Source organism: Micromonospora sp. U21, assembly GCF_018070045.1.
Lineage (GTDB): Bacteria > Actinomycetota > Actinomycetes > Mycobacteriales > Micromonosporaceae > Micromonospora.
Window position 1 is genome coordinate 139,908 of record NZ_JAGPYK010000007.1, and the last position, 15,049, is coordinate 154,956.

The 15,049-nt window shown below is 72.1% G+C and carries 14 protein-coding genes; 4 read left to right on the plus strand and 10 right to left on the minus strand.

Annotated features, from left to right (window positions below; genetic code table 11):
• Positions 1 to 19: 19 nt before the first annotated feature.
• The gene (locus KBX63_RS12025; RefSeq protein ID WP_210911089.1) at positions 20 to 898 is read right to left on the minus strand and encodes a glycosyltransferase family 2 protein; all 879 of its coding nucleotides are present in this window, start codon (positions 896 to 898) and stop codon (positions 20 to 22) included.
• Positions 895 to 2,742: a D-glycero-beta-D-manno-heptose 1-phosphate adenylyltransferase gene (gene rfaE2, locus KBX63_RS12030; protein WP_210911090.1), complete on the minus strand. Its 1,848-nt coding sequence runs from the start codon at positions 2,740 to 2,742 to the stop codon at positions 895 to 897. The genes KBX63_RS12025 and rfaE2 overlap by 4 nt, the downstream gene beginning before the upstream one ends.
• Positions 2,743 to 2,950: 208 nt before the next feature.
• Here rfaE2 and KBX63_RS12035 point away from each other — a divergent pair, with 208 nt between their 5' ends.
• Positions 2,951 to 3,493 (plus strand): type 1 glutamine amidotransferase domain-containing protein, encoded by a 543-nt coding sequence (locus KBX63_RS12035; protein WP_210911091.1) that lies wholly within the window; start codon positions 2,951 to 2,953, stop codon positions 3,491 to 3,493.
• Positions 3,494 to 3,628: 135 nt separating this feature from the next.
• Positions 3,629 to 5,305 carry an MDR family MFS transporter gene (locus KBX63_RS12040; protein WP_210911092.1) on the plus strand — a complete coding sequence of 559 codons (1,677 nt, stop codon included), beginning with the start codon at positions 3,629 to 3,631 and terminating at the stop codon, positions 5,303 to 5,305.
• A gap of 46 nt (positions 5,306 to 5,351) precedes the next feature.
• Here the strand turns inward: KBX63_RS12040 and KBX63_RS12045 are convergent, their stop codons facing one another.
• Entirely contained in the window at positions 5,352 to 5,984 is a 633-nt protein-coding gene (locus KBX63_RS12045) for a TetR/AcrR family transcriptional regulator (protein ID WP_210911093.1), read from the minus strand.
• A 119-nt stretch (positions 5,985 to 6,103) separates the two neighbouring features.
• Between KBX63_RS12045 and KBX63_RS12050 the strand changes: the two genes are divergently transcribed.
• Positions 6,104 to 7,135, plus strand: coding sequence for an aldo/keto reductase (locus KBX63_RS12050; RefSeq protein ID WP_210911094.1), 1,032 nt, complete (start codon positions 6,104 to 6,106; stop codon positions 7,133 to 7,135).
• A 48-nt stretch (positions 7,136 to 7,183) separates the two neighbouring features.
• Here the strand turns inward: KBX63_RS12050 and KBX63_RS12055 are convergent, their stop codons facing one another.
• Positions 7,184 to 7,675, minus strand: a complete 492-nt coding sequence (locus KBX63_RS12055) for an NUDIX domain-containing protein (RefSeq protein WP_210911095.1) — start codon at positions 7,673 to 7,675, stop codon at positions 7,184 to 7,186.
• 56 nt (positions 7,676 to 7,731) lie between these two features.
• Between KBX63_RS12055 and KBX63_RS12060 the strand changes: the two genes are divergently transcribed.
• Entirely contained in the window at positions 7,732 to 9,381 is a 1,650-nt protein-coding gene (locus KBX63_RS12060; RefSeq protein WP_247662167.1) for a fatty acid--CoA ligase, read from the plus strand.
• A gap of 189 nt (positions 9,382 to 9,570) precedes the next feature.
• On the opposite strand, the gene KBX63_RS12065 is transcribed toward KBX63_RS12060, so the two are convergent.
• From KBX63_RS12065 to KBX63_RS12090, 6 genes are all read right to left on the minus strand, one after another.
• Positions 9,571 to 10,581, minus strand: a complete 1,011-nt coding sequence (locus KBX63_RS12065; RefSeq protein ID WP_210911096.1) for an NADPH:quinone reductase — start codon at positions 10,579 to 10,581, stop codon at positions 9,571 to 9,573.
• A gap of 160 nt (positions 10,582 to 10,741) precedes the next feature.
• Positions 10,742 to 11,398, minus strand: a complete 657-nt coding sequence (locus tag KBX63_RS12070; RefSeq protein ID WP_210911097.1) for an HAD family phosphatase — start codon at positions 11,396 to 11,398, stop codon at positions 10,742 to 10,744.
• Positions 11,399 to 11,430: 32 nt separating this feature from the next.
• Complete coding sequence (locus KBX63_RS12075) at positions 11,431 to 12,255, minus strand: hypothetical protein (protein WP_210911237.1); 825 nt, start codon at positions 12,253 to 12,255, stop codon at positions 11,431 to 11,433.
• A gap of 188 nt (positions 12,256 to 12,443) precedes the next feature.
• On the minus strand, positions 12,444 to 13,163 hold the full coding sequence (locus KBX63_RS12080) for an FKBP-type peptidyl-prolyl cis-trans isomerase (protein ID WP_210911098.1): 720 nt from the start codon (positions 13,161 to 13,163) through the stop codon (positions 12,444 to 12,446).
• 111 nt (positions 13,164 to 13,274) lie between these two features.
• Positions 13,275 to 13,913 carry a DUF4241 domain-containing protein gene (locus tag KBX63_RS12085; RefSeq protein WP_210911099.1) on the minus strand — a complete coding sequence of 213 codons (639 nt, stop codon included), beginning with the start codon at positions 13,911 to 13,913 and terminating at the stop codon, positions 13,275 to 13,277.
• Positions 13,914 to 13,986: 73 nt separating this feature from the next.
• On the minus strand, positions 13,987 to 15,018 hold the full coding sequence (locus tag KBX63_RS12090; protein WP_210911100.1) for a Ku protein: 1,032 nt from the start codon (positions 15,016 to 15,018) through the stop codon (positions 13,987 to 13,989).
• Positions 15,019 to 15,049 lie beyond the last annotated feature (31 nt).

Consider the following 15,049-nt stretch of genomic DNA (forward strand, 5'->3'; position numbering starts at 1 on the left):
GGCCCCTTCTTAACAGAACTCAGGCCGGCTGAGGGGTGTCCTCGTCGGCGAGCACGACCTCCCACGCCTCGACGTCCCGGTCGGTGACCGTGGTGGGGGACTCCAGGTGGTAGGCACCGCTGGGCAGGATGCCGGCCCCGCCATGCCGGGCCAGCACCGAGAGTTGGGCGGCCACGTCCTCGCCCTGGTGCTTCTCCTGCACCTTCCGCCAGAAGTCGAACCCACCGGAATCGACGAGCTTGGCCCGGTCGTAGAGCACGCACCCCCCGATCCAGGAGATTTTGTACGCGCGCCACGCGCCCGGCGGCAGCGCCAACTCTTCGGTGACGTGCAGCAGGTTGGCCGCCGAGTGGATCCGGGCCCGGTTCCACTCCGGGGTACCCGGCCGGATCCGCTCCGGTGTGGGCTGGCCGATCCACTCCTCGTAGTGCCCGTGCGTCTCCGGTCGCCTGTCGTCGGCGTACGAGAGCCCGTGCACGCCGTTGCCGACGAATCCGCAGCCCAGCTCTCCGATCGCGGTGACCAGCCGATGCAGAGCCCCCGGCTCCAGCCAGACGTCGTCGTCGAGGCTGAGCACGTACCGGGCGGTCGAGGCGGCCAGCAGGTACGCCCGGTGCTCGGCCAGCCCCCGCCGGGGCAGTCGGCGGGTCAGCAGCACCGGGTGACCCCGGTGCCGCAGCGCCCGGACCATGGTCGCGGCGGCGGGGTGGGCGTACGCGGGCTCCCCGTCGGACTGGTCGCTGACCACCACCCCGAAGCCGGGCACACCGTCCTGCGTGGCGAGCCCGGCCAGGGTGACCGCCAGCTCGGCGGGCCGGTTACGGGTCGGGATCAGTACGTCGACCAGCCGCTCGGTGCGGAACGCCTCCGCGGTGTCGAGGTCGAGTGGGCGGTTCACGACGCTCGGGTACGGGTGCTGAGTGACGCGTCATGGCCATGCGACAACGGGTCGGGCTCCCGGTCCTGACTGTGCGACCGGATCCGTTCGATGATCGCGGAAGTGGACCGGTCCGGCACGTACCCCAGGGTGCGCACCTGGCCGCCCAGCCGGCGCACCAGCGGCGCCTCAGGCACCAGCTCAGGCGGGTAGTCCCCGCCCTTGACGTAGACGTCCGGCCGGACCGCCTCGATCAGCGCGGCGGGCGAGTCCTCCTCGAAGATCACCACATGGTCCACGCAGGACAACGCGGCGAGCAGGGCACCCCGGTCCTCGACGGGGTTGACCGGCCGGTCCGGCCCCTTCAGCCGGCGTACGCTGCCGTCCGAGTTGACCGCCACGATGAGCAGGTCCCCCAGGGCGCGGGCCTGCTCCAGGTAGCGCACGTGCCCGCGGTGCAGCACGTCGAAGCAGCCGTTGGTGAACACCACCGACCGTCCGGCGTCGCGATACTCGGTGACGATCGCGTCGAGCTCGTCGGCGCCGACCAGCACCGGGTGCCCGGTGGTCTCCGGTGGCAGGTCGAGCGCGGTGAGCAGGTCCTCCCGCCGGCACACGCAGGTGCCGGTGTCGGACACGGTGATGGTGGCCGCCAGCTGGGCGAGCTGCGCGGCGGTGGGCAGCGGCGCGTCGGCGGCCAGGGCCAGCGTCATCGCCGCCAGGTACGCGTCACCGGCACCCACGGCGTGGCTCGCCGGCACCGGGGTGCTGTGGCTGCGGCGCGGCTCCCCGTCGGCGCCGCCGACCACCGCGCCCTCGGTGTCCAGGGTCACCGCGACGACGTCGGCGCCGGTGTGCGCACGCAACTCGGCAAGGCGCGCCTCGGCCAGCACGGCCCGGTCGACGCCCTCCCCGGCCTCGGTGTTCACGGTCACGCCGGCGCCGGTGACGCTGAGCCCGTCGCCGGTGAGGGCCACCTGGCCCTCGCTGAGCGTCGGCTCGCCGACCGGCCCCGGGTGGCCGGCCCGCGTCGGGTCCGGAATCATCCCGGCGCTGACAGCGTCGGCCCGGGCCCCACCCGGGGCGGCACCCACGCTGAGCTCGGACGGTCCGTCAGTCGGGTCGCTGTCGGGGTGTTCCAGGTGCAGTTCGGTGCCGGCCTTCGGGCGGGTCGCGCCGCTGGCGCGGGCCAGCAGCCGGGTCGCCTCGGCGAAGCTGGGAGTTACCACGGTCGGCGCGAGCCCCCGCCAGTCGGCCAGGTCATGGGCGTCCAGCGCGACCGTGGCGTAGCGCTCCCGCTGCTCGACCAGCCAGGCGCGGACCGGCGCGGGCAGGGCGCCCAGGCCGTAGTCGCAGACCACCAGGGTCGGCGCCTCCCCACCGGCGGCGGCGCGCAGCTCCTCGGTGGCACAGTCCAGCGCGGTGAGCAGCCGGCTCACCCCGTCCGGGGCGAGCGCGTCGTCCGGGTCGCCGGAGTCCTCCCGGAGCAGGATCTGGTTGCCGGCCAGCATCCGCCGCTTCACCGGGGTGGGCCGGCCGGGCTGGTTGACCGTACGGTCCCAGACGCCGGCGCGGTCCAGACAGTCGTGCAGTTCGTCGCCGGCGACGTCGGCGCCGACCGGTGCCACCAGCACCGCCCGTCCACCGAGGGTGGCGACGTTGACGGCGGTGTTCGCGGCCCCGCCAGCGGCGGAGATCCGCCGCCGCAGGGTGAGGACCGGGGCGGGCGCCTCCCGGCAGAGCCGGTCGGAGTCGGCGAACCGCCATTCGTCCAACAAGGCGTCGCCGACGATCAGGACCGGGCGCCCCAGCCAGCTCTCCACGACGGTGGCGAGCCGGCGGTGTTCCGCTGCTGCTCCTGCCATGCCTCCCCGGGTCCCCAGCGGCCTCGGGGCCAAACCTCCGCGGTGATCCACCCCGGCGGTCGTGAGGCTCTTTGTTAAGAAGGGCACCTTCCTCTACCAGAGGCGTTAACAAGGTGCCCTTCCTTACTGTTGGCGGCTGTGGGGGCGTTTCGGGTGTCGGGGTGCGGGAAGGGAGTTCAGGTACCCCTCGGAGAGGAGATGCATCGAGATGACAGCTACGACACTTCAGGGCAAGCGGATCGCCTTCCTGGCCACCGACGGGGTCGAGGAGGTCGAGTACGTCCAGCCACGCGAGGCGGTGGAGAACGCCGGCGCGACGGTCGAGCTGGTCTCGCTCAAGCCCGGTTCCATCCAGGCCTGCAACCATCTGGACCAGTCCAAGACGTACGACGTGGATGTCACCGCGGACAAGGCGGATGCCGGCGGCTACGACGCGCTGGTGTTGCCCGGTGGGGTGGCGAACCCGGACTTCCTGCGTACCGACGCGGATGCGGTGCGGTTCGTGCGGGCGTTCTTCGACGCGGGCAAGCCGGTCGGGGTTATCTGCCACGGCCCGTGGACGCTGGTCGAGGCGGACGTGGTGCGCGGCCGGCGGATCACCTCCTGGCCCAGCCTGCGTACGGACCTGACCAACGCCGGAGCCACGTGGGTCGACGAGGAGTGCGTGACCGACGGCAACCTGACCAGCAGCCGCAAGCCGGACGACCTTCCCGCCTTCTGCCAGAGAATCACCCAGGCCTTCGCCGCCTGAACTGCTCACCCTCCGGTTTGATCATGGGTCTGTCAGGGCGCGACGCGCCGGGTGGGCCCATGAGCAACCGGAAGGGGGCCGGGGCCGTTTTCCCGGTTCGACGCATGTTCCGCGTTGGCCGGGAATGAAGGGCCCATGACCACCGAAGCCTCTGCCGCGCCGGTGCTGAATCGCCAGCAGATCCGGCTGCTCATGATCGGTCTGATGACCGGCATGCTGCTGGCCGCCCTCGACCAGACCATCGTCGGCACGGCCCTGCCGACCATCGTCGGGGAGCTGGGCGGGATCAACCACTACTCGTGGGTGGTCACCGCGTACCTGCTCGCCTCGACCGCGTCGACCCCTCTGTACGGCAAGATGGCCGACCTGTACGGGCGCCGCCCGGTTTTCCTCTTCTCGATCGGCACGTTCCTGGTCGGGTCGTTGCTGGCCGGCCTGTCGCAGAACATGACCCAGCTGATCATCACCCGGGGCATCCAGGGTGTCGGCGCGGGTGGTCTGTTGACGCTGGCGTTCACGATCATCTCGGACGTCGTCTCACCCCGGGAGCGGGGCCGCTACCAGGGGCTGTTCGGCGCCGTCTTCGGGATCTCGTCGGTGGCCGGTCCGCTGGTCGGTGGTTACTTCGCGGAGACCGACTGGCGGTGGATCTTCTACATCAACGTGCCGCTGGCGATCCTGGCCATCGTGGTCTGCTACCACGTGATGCGGCTGATCCCGTTCGAGCGTCGGAAACACGCGATCGACTGGCTCGGCGCCGGCCTGCTGGTCGCCGGGGTGAGCTGCCTGCTGCTCGCGCTGAGCTGGGGTGGCAACGAGTACCGCTGGGGCTCCGGGGTGATCATCGGCCTGTTCGTGGCCGGTGCGGTGCTCGCCGTGCTCTTCGTGCTCCAGGAGGCCCGGGTCGCCGAGCCCATCCTCCCGCTGCGGCTGTTCCGCAGCGCCACCTTCGCGCTGGCCAACTCGGCCGGCTTCGTGCTCGGCCTGGTCATGTTCGGGTCGATCATCTTCATCCCGCTGTACCTGCAGATCGTCAAGGGCGCCTCGCCGACCCGCAGCGGTCTGCTGATGCTGCCGATGATGACGGGCATCATCGTCACCTCGATCCTCACCGGGCGGGCGATGAGCCGGATCGGCCGGTACAAGTGGTTCCCGGTGGCCGGGTCGGTGACCCTGCTGGTCGGCATGTTCCTCTTCACCCAGCTGGCGGTGGGCACCTCGCTCTGGATCGCCTTCGGCTACATGGTGGTGATCGGCGTCGGCCTGGGGCTGTGCATGCAGTCCCTGGTCCTCGCGGTGCAGAACGCGGTCTCCGTGCGCGACCTGGGCGCCGGCACCTCCTCGGCCACCTTCTTCCGGTCGCTGGGCGGTTCGTTCGGGGTGGCGATCCTCGGCGCGGTGCTCTCCTCCCGGCTCGCCGGAGGGCTGAGCGACCGGCTGCCCGGCGCGATCGCCCAGCTCCCGCCGCAGCAGCAGGCCGAGGTGGCGGCGAGCGGCGGCGCGAACATCTCGATCAACGATCCGGCAACCATCATGGCCCTCCCCGGGCCGGTGCGGTCGGCGATCCAGAACGCGTTTGTCGACGCGCTGGACATGGTCTTCCTGACCGCCGGCCTGATCGCCATCGTGGCGGTGCTGGTGACCGTGGCGCTGCCGAACGAGCAGTTGCGGGGCGCCGGCCCGCAGGGCGCCACCGGCGGTGCCGACCCGCTCGGCGGTGAGGCCCCGGCGCCGGGCGGCAAGGCGCTGACCCGCGAGTCGAAGGAGGAGGCGGCTGCCGACATGGAGGCCAAGTCCCAAACGATGATCTGACCGCGTCCACCTCGACCGCCCCGGACCGGCTCGGGGCGGTCGGTGGTCAGGCGGGGCGGCGGTAGGCGCCGTACCACCAGGTCGCGGCCAACTCCCGGGCGGCCGCGGCATCGGCCTCGGGGTCGGCCGGGGTCAGGGCGACATGATGGGCGAGGAATCGGTCGCCGCCGAGCACGATCAGCCGGGTCGCGGCCGGCGGGTCCAGGTTCGCCGGGGTGCGCCCGGCCCGCTGCTCCGCGCGGAGCGCCTCCTCGGTACGCGCCATGAACTGCTCGAAGCCGGCCGCCCAGTACTCCCGGACCGCCGCGTCGTATGCGGCGACCTCGGTGATCGCCGCCAGCACCGGGGCGTACGTCCGGTAGATGCGGATCACGTCGGTGAAGACCTCGGTGAGCGCTTCGAGCGGGTCGCCGGGACCGGCCGGATCCCACTCTCGGACCCGGTCGAAGGAGGTCTCCCGCATGCTGCCGGCCAGCCGCATCAGCAGCTCGCTCTTGTCCCGGAAGTGGATGTAGAAGGTCGACCGGGCCACCCCCGCCTCGGCGGCGATGCGCTGGACGCCGAGGTCGGTGAAGCGGACCCCCTCCTGGAGCAGCCGCTCGGTGGCGGCCAGCACCCGGGCTTCGACGGCGGCCCGGCCGTCGGGGTTGCGTGGGCGGCGTCGGGTGATCGAGGGCATGGTCCGAATCCTAGGTGGGCAGGGGCGGGACCGACGACGTACGCTTGCGTCGGACACACTGTCCGACATAGTGACCACGTGGTGGCCGACGCCGGCCTCCGATCGACGAGGAGTAACGCGTGAAGTACCGACTGCTGGGCAACACCGGGGTGTACGTCTCGGAGATCTCGCTCGGCACGATGACCTTCGGCGGCAGCGGACACCCGATCTGGGGCGGCCTCGGCGCGCTGCCGCTGACCGACGCCCAGCGGTTGGTGGACACCGCGCTGGACGCGGGCGTGAACTTCGTCGACACCGCCGACACGTACAGCGAGGGCGAGAGCGAGGAGTTCCTCGGCCAGGCGCTCGGCAAGCGGCGTCGCGACGTAATGTTGGCGACCAAGGTACACGCCCGAACCGGGCCCGGCCCGAACGACGTCGGCACCTCCAGGTTGCACATCATGCAGGCGCTGGAGGACAGCCTGCGGCGACTGGGCACCGATCACATCGACCTCTACCAGATCCACAACTTCGACCAGGTCACGCCGATGGAGGAGACGCTGCGCGCGCTCGACGACGCGGTCCGGCAGGGCAAGGTCCGCTACATCGGTTGCGCGAACTTCGCCGCCTGGCAGATCTCCAAGGCGCTGGGCATCTCCGCCCGGGAGAAGCTGGCCGGCTTCGTCTCGGTGCAGTCGTACTACTCGCTGCTGGGCCGGGACGTGGAGCGCGACGTGGTGCCGATGGCGCTCGACGAGGGTGTCGGACTGACCGTGTGGAGCCCACTGGCCGGCGGCTTCCTCTCCGGCAAGGTCGGCCGGGACAGCGCGGTCGCCGACAGCGGCTCGCGCAGCGCCCAGCCCGGCTACACCAACTTCACCCCGTTCGACCCGGAGCGTGCCTTCCCGGTCGTCGACGTCCTCAAGGCCATCGGCGAGCGCCACGGGGTCAGCCCGGCCCGGGTGGCGGTCGCCTGGCTGCTCTCCCGGCCGGCCGTGACCAGCGTGATCGTCGGTGCCCGCAAGCAGGAGCAGTTGGTGGACAACATCGCCGCCACGGACCTCACGCTGACCGCGCAGGATCTCGCCGAGCTGGACGAGATCAGCAAGCTGCCGGTTGCGTACCCGAACTGGATCCAGGAGGCGTTCGCCGGGGTCCGCTACCCGCAGTGAGGCATTCGCCCGGCCCGGCCCTCACCGGCCGGGCCGGGCGAGGCCGGCCTACTTGAGGATCATTCGGTTGGTCTGTTCGAAGACGTCCAGGTCGGCCAGGGTCTCGGCGACCGAGGCGGAGAGCGGGGCGGGGAACCGGTCCCGGGGGAAGAAGCCGGCGTCCGTGGTCTCGTCGGTGACCCGCGCCAGCTGCCCGTCCCACTCCTCCACCCGGAACGCGGTGGTGAAGACCTGGTAGGTGTGCCCGTACATGTTGGTGCTGGTCCGGTCCGGGCCGGTGTAGAGGGCGAACGCGCAGACCCGCAACGCCCGGAGCCCGGTCTCCTCACGGACCTCCCGCACCGCGCAGTCCGCGATCGACTCGCCCAGCTCCATCGCCCCGGCCGGCATGGCCCACTGGCCGTTGTCCGAGCGCTGGATCAGCAGGATGCGTCCGGCGTTGTCACGGACCACGGCGCGGGCGCCGACGAACATCAGCGTCCGGTCCCCGGCCAGCGCGCGCAACTGCCCTACGTATGAGTCGGCCCAGGAGATGCTCACCTGCGACAATTTACGGGGGTTCCCAAGCTGTGACCGGCGACACTAACTTGTTACCCATGCGTAGCACGATGATGGACGCCCCTCTGCAGGTCTCCCGGATCCTCGACCACGGCGCCACCGTGCACGGCACGGCCGAGGTGGTCACCTGGACCGGCGCCGAACCGCGCCGGATGACGTACGCCGAGGTGGGCCGCATGGCCGCTCGGCTGGCACACGCGCTGCGCGACGAGTGCGGGGTGACCGGCGACGAGCGGGTCGCCACCTTCATGTGGAACAACAACGAGCACCTGGTGGCCTACTTCGCGGTGCCGAGCATGGGCGCGGTGCTGCACACCCTCAACATCCGGCTCTTTCCCGACCAGGTCGCCTACATCGCCAACCACGCCGAGGACCGCGTGGTGCTGGTCGACAGCACGCTCATTCCGCTGCTGGCCCGGGTGATCGGCGAGCTGGTCACCGTGCGACATGTGGTGGTGGTCGGCGGTGGCGACCCGGCGCCGCTGGTGGGGGCGGCAGGCGACCGGATCACCGTGCACCACTGGGACGCGCTGCTCGCCGACCGGCCGGAGGTGTTCGACTGGCCCGAGGTGGACGAGCGCGACGCAGCGGCGCTCTGCTACACCTCCGGCACCACGGGCAACCCGAAGGGCGTGGCCTACTCGCACCGGTCGATCTATCTGCACTCGTTGCAGGTCTGCATGCCGGAGGGCTTCGGCCTCGGGCCGACCGACCGGGAGCTGGCCATCGTGCCGATGTTCCACGCCATGTCGTGGGGGCTGCCGTACGCGGCGTTCCTCTCCGGCGCGTCGCTGATCATGCCGGACCGGTTCCTCCAGGCCGCGCCGATCGCCGAGATGATCGCCGCCGAGCGGCCCACCCTGGCCGGCGCGGTGCCGACCATCTGGACCGACCTGCTGGCCCACCTGGACAGCCACGACGTGGACACCTCCTCGCTCAAGGAGGTGATCGTCGGGGGTTCGGCCTGCCCGCCGGCGCTGATGCACGCGTTCGACGAGCGGCACGGGATCGACGTCATCCACGCCTGGGGCATGACCGAGATGTCCCCGCTGGGTTCGGTCTCCCGTCCGCCGGCCGGTGCGACCGGTGAGCAGGCGTGGCGCTACCGCTACACGCAGGGCCGGGTGCCGGCCGGGGTGGAGGCGCGGATCGTCGGCGCGCTGGGCGAGCTGCTGCCCGCCGACGGCACGGCCGTGGGCGAGCTGGAGGTCCGCGGGCCGTGGGTGACCGACCGGTACGTCGGCGACGACGCCCCCGACGAGGAGAAGTTCCGGGACGGCTGGCTGCGCACCGGCGACGTGGGCACCCTCTCCCCGGACGGCTACCTGACGCTGACCGACCGCGCCAAGGACGTGATCAAGTCCGGCGGTGAGTGGATCTCGTCGGTGGAGCTGGAGAACGCGCTGATGGCCCACCCGGCGGTGCTGGAGGCGTGCGTGGTGGGTGTGCCGGACGAGCGGTGGGACGAGCGGCCGTTGGCGACCGTGGTGGTCCGGGAGGGCGCCACGGTGACCGCTGAGGAGCTGCGCGACTTCCTGGCCGGCTCGGTGGCCCGCTGGCAACTGCCCGAGCGGTGGGCGTTCATCGACACGGTGCCGAAGACCAGTGTGGGCAAGTTCGACAAGAAGGTCGTCCGTTCGCGGTACGCCGGGGGCGAGCTGACTGTCCGGGAGCTGACCGCCCCGTAACGTTTTACCGGGCACCGTCGCCTGTTGGGACAGAGGATTCTCCTGAACCTTCCTCCCCAGGAGGGCGGCCCCGGCGTTCGCACCGCGCCGGGGCCGCCCTTTACATGCGGGGCGACCCGCACCGTCATTGTTGCGAAAGTTGTTCGCCTCTGTCCTGATGATGGGGAAATCGCGTGGCCAGCGACCCGATCAGGCGTCGCTCGTGGTGATCAGCACCTTGCCCACCACCGAGTTCTCCACCGCCTGGTGCGCCGCCGCCGTCTCGGCTAGGGGGTGGTAGTGCAGCGGCAGGCCGGCGTCCACGCCGACCCGGATGCCGCCCTGGGTGGCCGCCGCGGCCACGTCCCGCACGGCATGGGCCTTGGCCACCGTCGGCTCCGTGTAGACCAGCACGAACTGCCACCGGACGTTCCGCATCATCGACGGCCGGACCGGGATGCTCACCTCGGGCTCGTCGTCGGCATAGACGCAGACCGCGCCAGCGTTCCGGAGCACCTGAACGTCCGTCGCGGCGTTACGGGACGGGGACACCTCGACGATCGTGTGCACCCCGTCGGGAGCGATCTTGCGGACCTCCTCGACGACGTCCTGCTCCCGGTAGTTGATCACGACGGAGGCACCTGCCGCCGCCGCGAGCTGCGCCTTCTCCGCACTGCTCACCGTGGTGATCACCGTGGCGTCGGCCCACCGGGCGAGCTGGATCGCGGCGTTCCCGACCGCACCCGCCCCGCCTTGCACCAGCACGGTGTGGTCGGCCAGCGCGCCGGGGCGCAGCGAGTCCGGCATGAACTCGCCAGCGGTCAGGCAACGGTGCGCGGTGAGGAACGGGATGCCCAAGCTGGCCCCCAGGTCGAACGAGGCGTCGCCGAGGCGGACCACCTGCCGGACCGGCACCAGCGTGTACTCCGCCGAGGTGCCCCACGGCCGCTGCCAGGCCGCCTCCCAGATCCAGACCCGTTCGCCGATCAGCTCCCGGTCCACCCCCGTGCCGACCGCCTCCACCACTCCCGCGCCGTCCTGCCCGGGGATCTGCCACCCCGCTGGCAGGGGGAACGACCGGCGGGCCTTCCAGTCCGTCGGGTTCACCCCGGAGACCGCCATCCGGACCAGGACCTCGCCCGCCCCCGGTTCCGGCACCGGCCGGTCGACCAACTTCAGCACCGAAGGATCGCCGGTGCGCTCGTACACGATGGCTTTCATCCGTGGTCTCCTCACCCGTCCGGCGGGTGGCACCCGGGTCGAGCACCGCTGGCTGCGGTACCCCGCTCAGTCCCCGTCATGCCGGCCCCACCGGTCACTGGAGAACCGTATAACCACGCGCGAGGCGGGAGGGACCGGACAGCGGGTGACGCGGCGTACATCAACCAGCCAACTCACCGACCAGTTCGGGGGTCAGCTCACCGATCGCGCCCAGCGTCACCGTGGCCAGCCGGGCGGCGTCCGGGTCCAGCGGGTACGACCCGTGCGGTACCGCCACCACCCGCATCCCCGCCGCCGCGGCCGACCGGACCCCGTTGGAGGAGTCCTCCACGGCCACGCAACGGTCCGGGTCGACGCCCAGCCGCCCCGCGACGCTCAGGTACACGTCCGGCGCCGGCTTGCCCCGCTCGGTCTCCTCGGTGGACAGGCTGGTGACGAACGCGTCGGTCAGGCCGGTGGCGGCCAACGCCGCCGCGATCAGCCGGGTCGGCGACGAACTCGCCAACCCCAGCGGCCATCGCGAGGCCAGCCGGCGCACCACCTGGTCGGCGCTGTCGATCAGCGGTACGTGCTCCCGGTAGCGCCGGGTCATCTCCTCGACCACCTCGTCGGCGACCTGGTCAGCGGTGCGCGTCACGCCCAGTTCGCCGCTGAGATAGCGGGCCCACTCGCCGGTGCTCATGCCCATCAGCCGGCGCTGGGTGTCCGGCTGCCAGGCTCCGCCGTGCGTCGCCACGTACGCCCGCCGGACCTCCTCCCACACCGGTTCGGAATCCACGATCACGCCGTCCAGGTCGAAGACCACCGCATCCACCACGGGCCCATCCTGCCCGACGGGTGGGCCGCTGGTCAGCCGGGCAGCGCGGGCAGCCCGATCGGGCTGCCCGCCGGGATCACGCTGTGGCAGGCCCGGGCCATCGGCTCCAGCAGCTCGCGCAGCCGGTCCGTGGCGTCCGGGCCGAGCGCCCGCCACGGGTGCTCGGCTGCCCGGTCGGTGGCATCCTCGACCGCCTGGAAACCGGCCCGGCCGTGGCCGGTGGCCGCGCCGTCCGGGGTCAGCCAGCCCCGCTGCGCCAGCCGCTCGCGGGCGGCCCGCCACTGCTCCTCGGACCAGCCCCGGCCCAGCAGGTTCTGCGGCGACATGTCCACCGCGACCCGCCAGGCCAGCGTCTCCACCGGGTCCAGGCCGGCGGCCACCAGCGCCGCCACGTGCCCGTCCCCCCGGTGCTCGCGCAGCGTGGTGGCGGCCTGCCAGAGCCGGGCCAGCGGGTACTCCCCGAGCGGCAGGGCCGCGTTCACCGCGCCGAGCACCCGGCCGGCGGTCTGCGTCGCCGACGCGGCCCGCTCCAGGAGATCGGCGGCCTCGGCCAGGTGGGCCTCCGGCAGCTCGTACGTCAGCTCCGCGAGAGCCTGCACGGCGCCGGTCAGCCGGGCACGTAACGCCTCCCGCGGGGTCGCCAACCGCCACACCGCCGGCAGCGCCCGGCTCACCATCGGCGGTGCGAAGTTGAAGAAGGCGGCGATCACCGGGGCGGCCTCGGTGGCGCCCATTGGCGCGGCCCGGCCGGCGAAGTAACCCCGCCAGTAGCCGCGCAGCCCGACCGCCTCGTACGCCGCGCGCGCTCGTGGGTGGAAGTAGGTGACGGCGTGCACCGGCTCGAAGTGCGTCCACATCAACCGGGCGACCCGCCCGGGCCCGTCCAGCGCCGTCACGTGCACCTCCGCGTCCCGTCCGGATGCTCACCCCGGGCGGGCGAGCCGCCCGGGGTGACGCCGAACCTACTGCCGGTGGGTGACGGGCCGGAAGCCCCATGTGAACAACTCCATCACGCCCGGGCGACAACCGGGGCGATCCGGACGGGTCACTGGGCGGCGAGCACGTCCACCACGAAGCGCAGCGGGCCGGTCGGCCGGCCACCCGCGGCGGCCTCGTCGTTGCCGTACGCCAGCTCGCCCGGAATGTCGAGCTGCACCCGGCTGCCCACGGTCACGCCGACCAGGCCCTGGTCCCAGCCGGGGATGACCTGGCCCACGCCGATCGCGAAGGTGGCCGGCTGGCCGGCCTTCCAGGAGGAGTCGAACTCCTTGCCGTCCTTGTAGAAGACACCCACGTAGTTCGTGGTGATGGTCTGGCCCTTCTTGACCGCCGGGCCGGTGCCCTTGATGACAGGCGTCACGGCGAGCTTCTTCAGCTCGCCCTTGCCCGCCTCGACGGTCGGCTTGCTGCCCAGCGCCGGGTCGGCGCCCGCCGGCAGCTGCGGGGCGGGAGGTGCGTCGGCAGCGTCCTGGGCCGGGGCGGATGCGGACGCGGAGGGGGTCGCGTCGGCCTGGTTCGCGGGCTTGTCGTCGTCGCCCCCGCCGACCAGCACGAAGACGGTGATCAGCACCGCCACCACGGCGACGCCGGCCAGCCCGCCGGCCCACGCCTGACGGCGCCGCTTCGCCTCGGCCGCCTTCTGCGCTGCCAGCTGGGCGGCCAGCCGCCGCCCCGCCTTGGTTGCCGGGCTCTGGCCCTCCGACCGGTTCTGCTGCGTGCGCTCGCTCACGTCGTCGACTCCCTGCTGCGAAGGTGTGGCCGGCACGCGGTGCCGGGGGGAAAGCCGACGCACACGGTACCCGCCCGGCGGCCCACCGTGCCCACCCCGGACGGCCCGGATCGCTCCGCGGGCACTCGTCCCGAGCCGGCGCGACGGTTATTCCGGCACCACCATGAAGTCGGTCACGAACGATGTCACCCGGCCGTCGGCGGCGCGCCCGACCCAGGTGCCGTAGCAGCCGTCGCCCCAGCCAGTGGCGACGGTGACGACGTTGGCGCCGGTGGCCTCGTCCAGCACCGCGGTGATCAGCCCCGGGACGGGCGAGGCGGGCAGCTCGGCCGGGATGAACACCGCTTCCACCCGGTCGTAGTCCCAGCCTTCCAGGGCGCTGAGCGCAGTCGGGTCGGCGAGGGTGCCGGCACCGGCGTCCACCCCGTACCCGAAGTAGTCGTCCGCGCCGAGCGTGGCGACGTCCTGGTCGCCGGCGACGGCCGGCTCCCAGCGGACCGTCGGTGCGTCCTGGACCACCAGCTCCAGCGCGGCCACCCGGCGGTCCACCTCGGCGTCCTCCCGGAGCACCACGGCCACCCAGGCGCGGGCGGGATGCCGCCCCGGGGGCACAGTGACCGTGAACGGCTCGGCCTCCGGGCAGACCAGCGGGTCACACCCGACCACCTGGCCGGTCGGGAGCACGATGTCGCCCACCGGGTGGGCCTCGATCAGGTACGAGCCGTGCTCGTCGGTGAAGCGGGCGCCGGGCGTCAACAACCGGTCCAGGTCAGGGGTGTACGGCATGACGGCTCCTCCGGTGGCCAGCGGCCGGCGGAGCGTACCCGGTCCGGCCGACGCCTCCGTCGCTGCCGTGCGGTCAGGCGGTCTTGCGGGGCGCGGTCTTCCGGGCCGCCGTCTTCTTCGCCGGCTCCGCCTTCTTCGCGGGGGTCTTCTTGGCGGCCTTCTTCGCCGGTTCGGCCTTGGCAGCGGCCGTCTTCTTCTCAGCGGTCTTCTTCGCCGCGGCCTTCTTCGCGGGCGCCTTCGCCGCCTTCTTCTCGGCCGCCTTCTTGGCCGAGCGTGCGGACGAGATGGGCGTCGGCTCGCCGCCGCCGCCACGGGCCGGCTGCTCGCCGCGAGCCGCCCGAGCCCGGTCCACCGATGCCTTCAGCGCGGCCATCAGGTCGACCGCCGCGGCCGGCGCCTCCTCCACCTCTTCCGGCTGGACGACCTCCCGACCCTCCACCTTGGCGTCGATGACCTCCTGCAACGCCGCCCGGTAGTCGTCGGTGAAGACGTCCGGCTCGAACTCGCCGGTCATCGAGTCGATCAGGGAACTGGCCATCGCCAGCTCCGGCGGGCGCACCTTGAGGTCCTCGTCGAGGAAGCCGAAATCGGCCGTCCGGATCTCGTCCGGCCAGAGCATGGTGTTGAGCAGCAGCACGCCCTCGCGGACCCGCAGCGTGGCGAGCTGCTCCCGCTGGCGCAGCGCGACCTTGACGATGGCCACCCGCTCCGAGTCGATCAGCGCGTCGCGCAGCAGCACGTACGGCTTGGTCGCCGTGCCCTCCGGCTCCAGGAAGTACGCCTTGTTGTAGAGGATCGGGTCGACCTGCTCGGCCGGGACGAACTCCAGCACGTCGATCGCGCGAGAGCTGGTCAGCGGCAGGTCGGCGAAGTCCTCGTCGGTGAGGATCACCATCTCCCCGCCGCCGATGTCGTAGCCCTTGGCGATGTCGTCGTAGGTGACCTCCTCGCCGCAGACCGAGCAGGTGCGTTTGTACCGGATCCGGCCACCGTCCTCACGGTGCACCTGGTGGAACCGGATGTCCTTCTCCTCGGTCGCGGAGTAGAGCTTCACCCCGATCGAGACGAGCCCGAACGACACGGCTCCCTTCCAGATGGCCCGCATCCTCTGCTCCCTTCCCCGGTATCGACCATGC

Bases quoted from the DNA above. Each gene is read 5' to 3' on its own strand.
- rfaE2 (WP_210911090.1), bottom strand. From the start codon at position 2,742: ATGGCAGGAGCAGCAGCGGAACACCGCCGGCTCGCCACCGTCGTGGAG.
- KBX63_RS12035 (WP_210911091.1), top strand. From the start codon at position 2,951: ATGACAGCTACGACACTTCAGGGCAAGCGGATCGCCTTCCTGGCCACC.
- KBX63_RS12040 (WP_210911092.1), top strand. From the start codon at position 3,629: ATGACCACCGAAGCCTCTGCCGCGCCGGTGCTGAATCGCCAGCAGATC.
- KBX63_RS12045 (WP_210911093.1), bottom strand. From the start codon at position 5,984: ATGCCCTCGATCACCCGACGCCGCCCACGCAACCCCGACGGCCGGGCC.
- KBX63_RS12060 (WP_247662167.1), top strand. From the start codon at position 7,732: ATGCGTAGCACGATGATGGACGCCCCTCTGCAGGTCTCCCGGATCCTC.
- KBX63_RS12065 (WP_210911096.1), bottom strand. From the start codon at position 10,581: ATGAAAGCCATCGTGTACGAGCGCACCGGCGATCCTTCGGTGCTGAAG.
- KBX63_RS12075 (WP_210911237.1), bottom strand. From the start codon at position 12,255: ATGTGGACGCACTTCGAGCCGGTGCACGCCGTCACCTACTTCCACCCA.
- KBX63_RS12085 (WP_210911099.1), bottom strand. From the start codon at position 13,913: ATGCCGTACACCCCTGACCTGGACCGGTTGTTGACGCCCGGCGCCCGC.
- KBX63_RS12090 (WP_210911100.1), bottom strand. From the start codon at position 15,018: ATGCGGGCCATCTGGAAGGGAGCCGTGTCGTTCGGGCTCGTCTCGATC.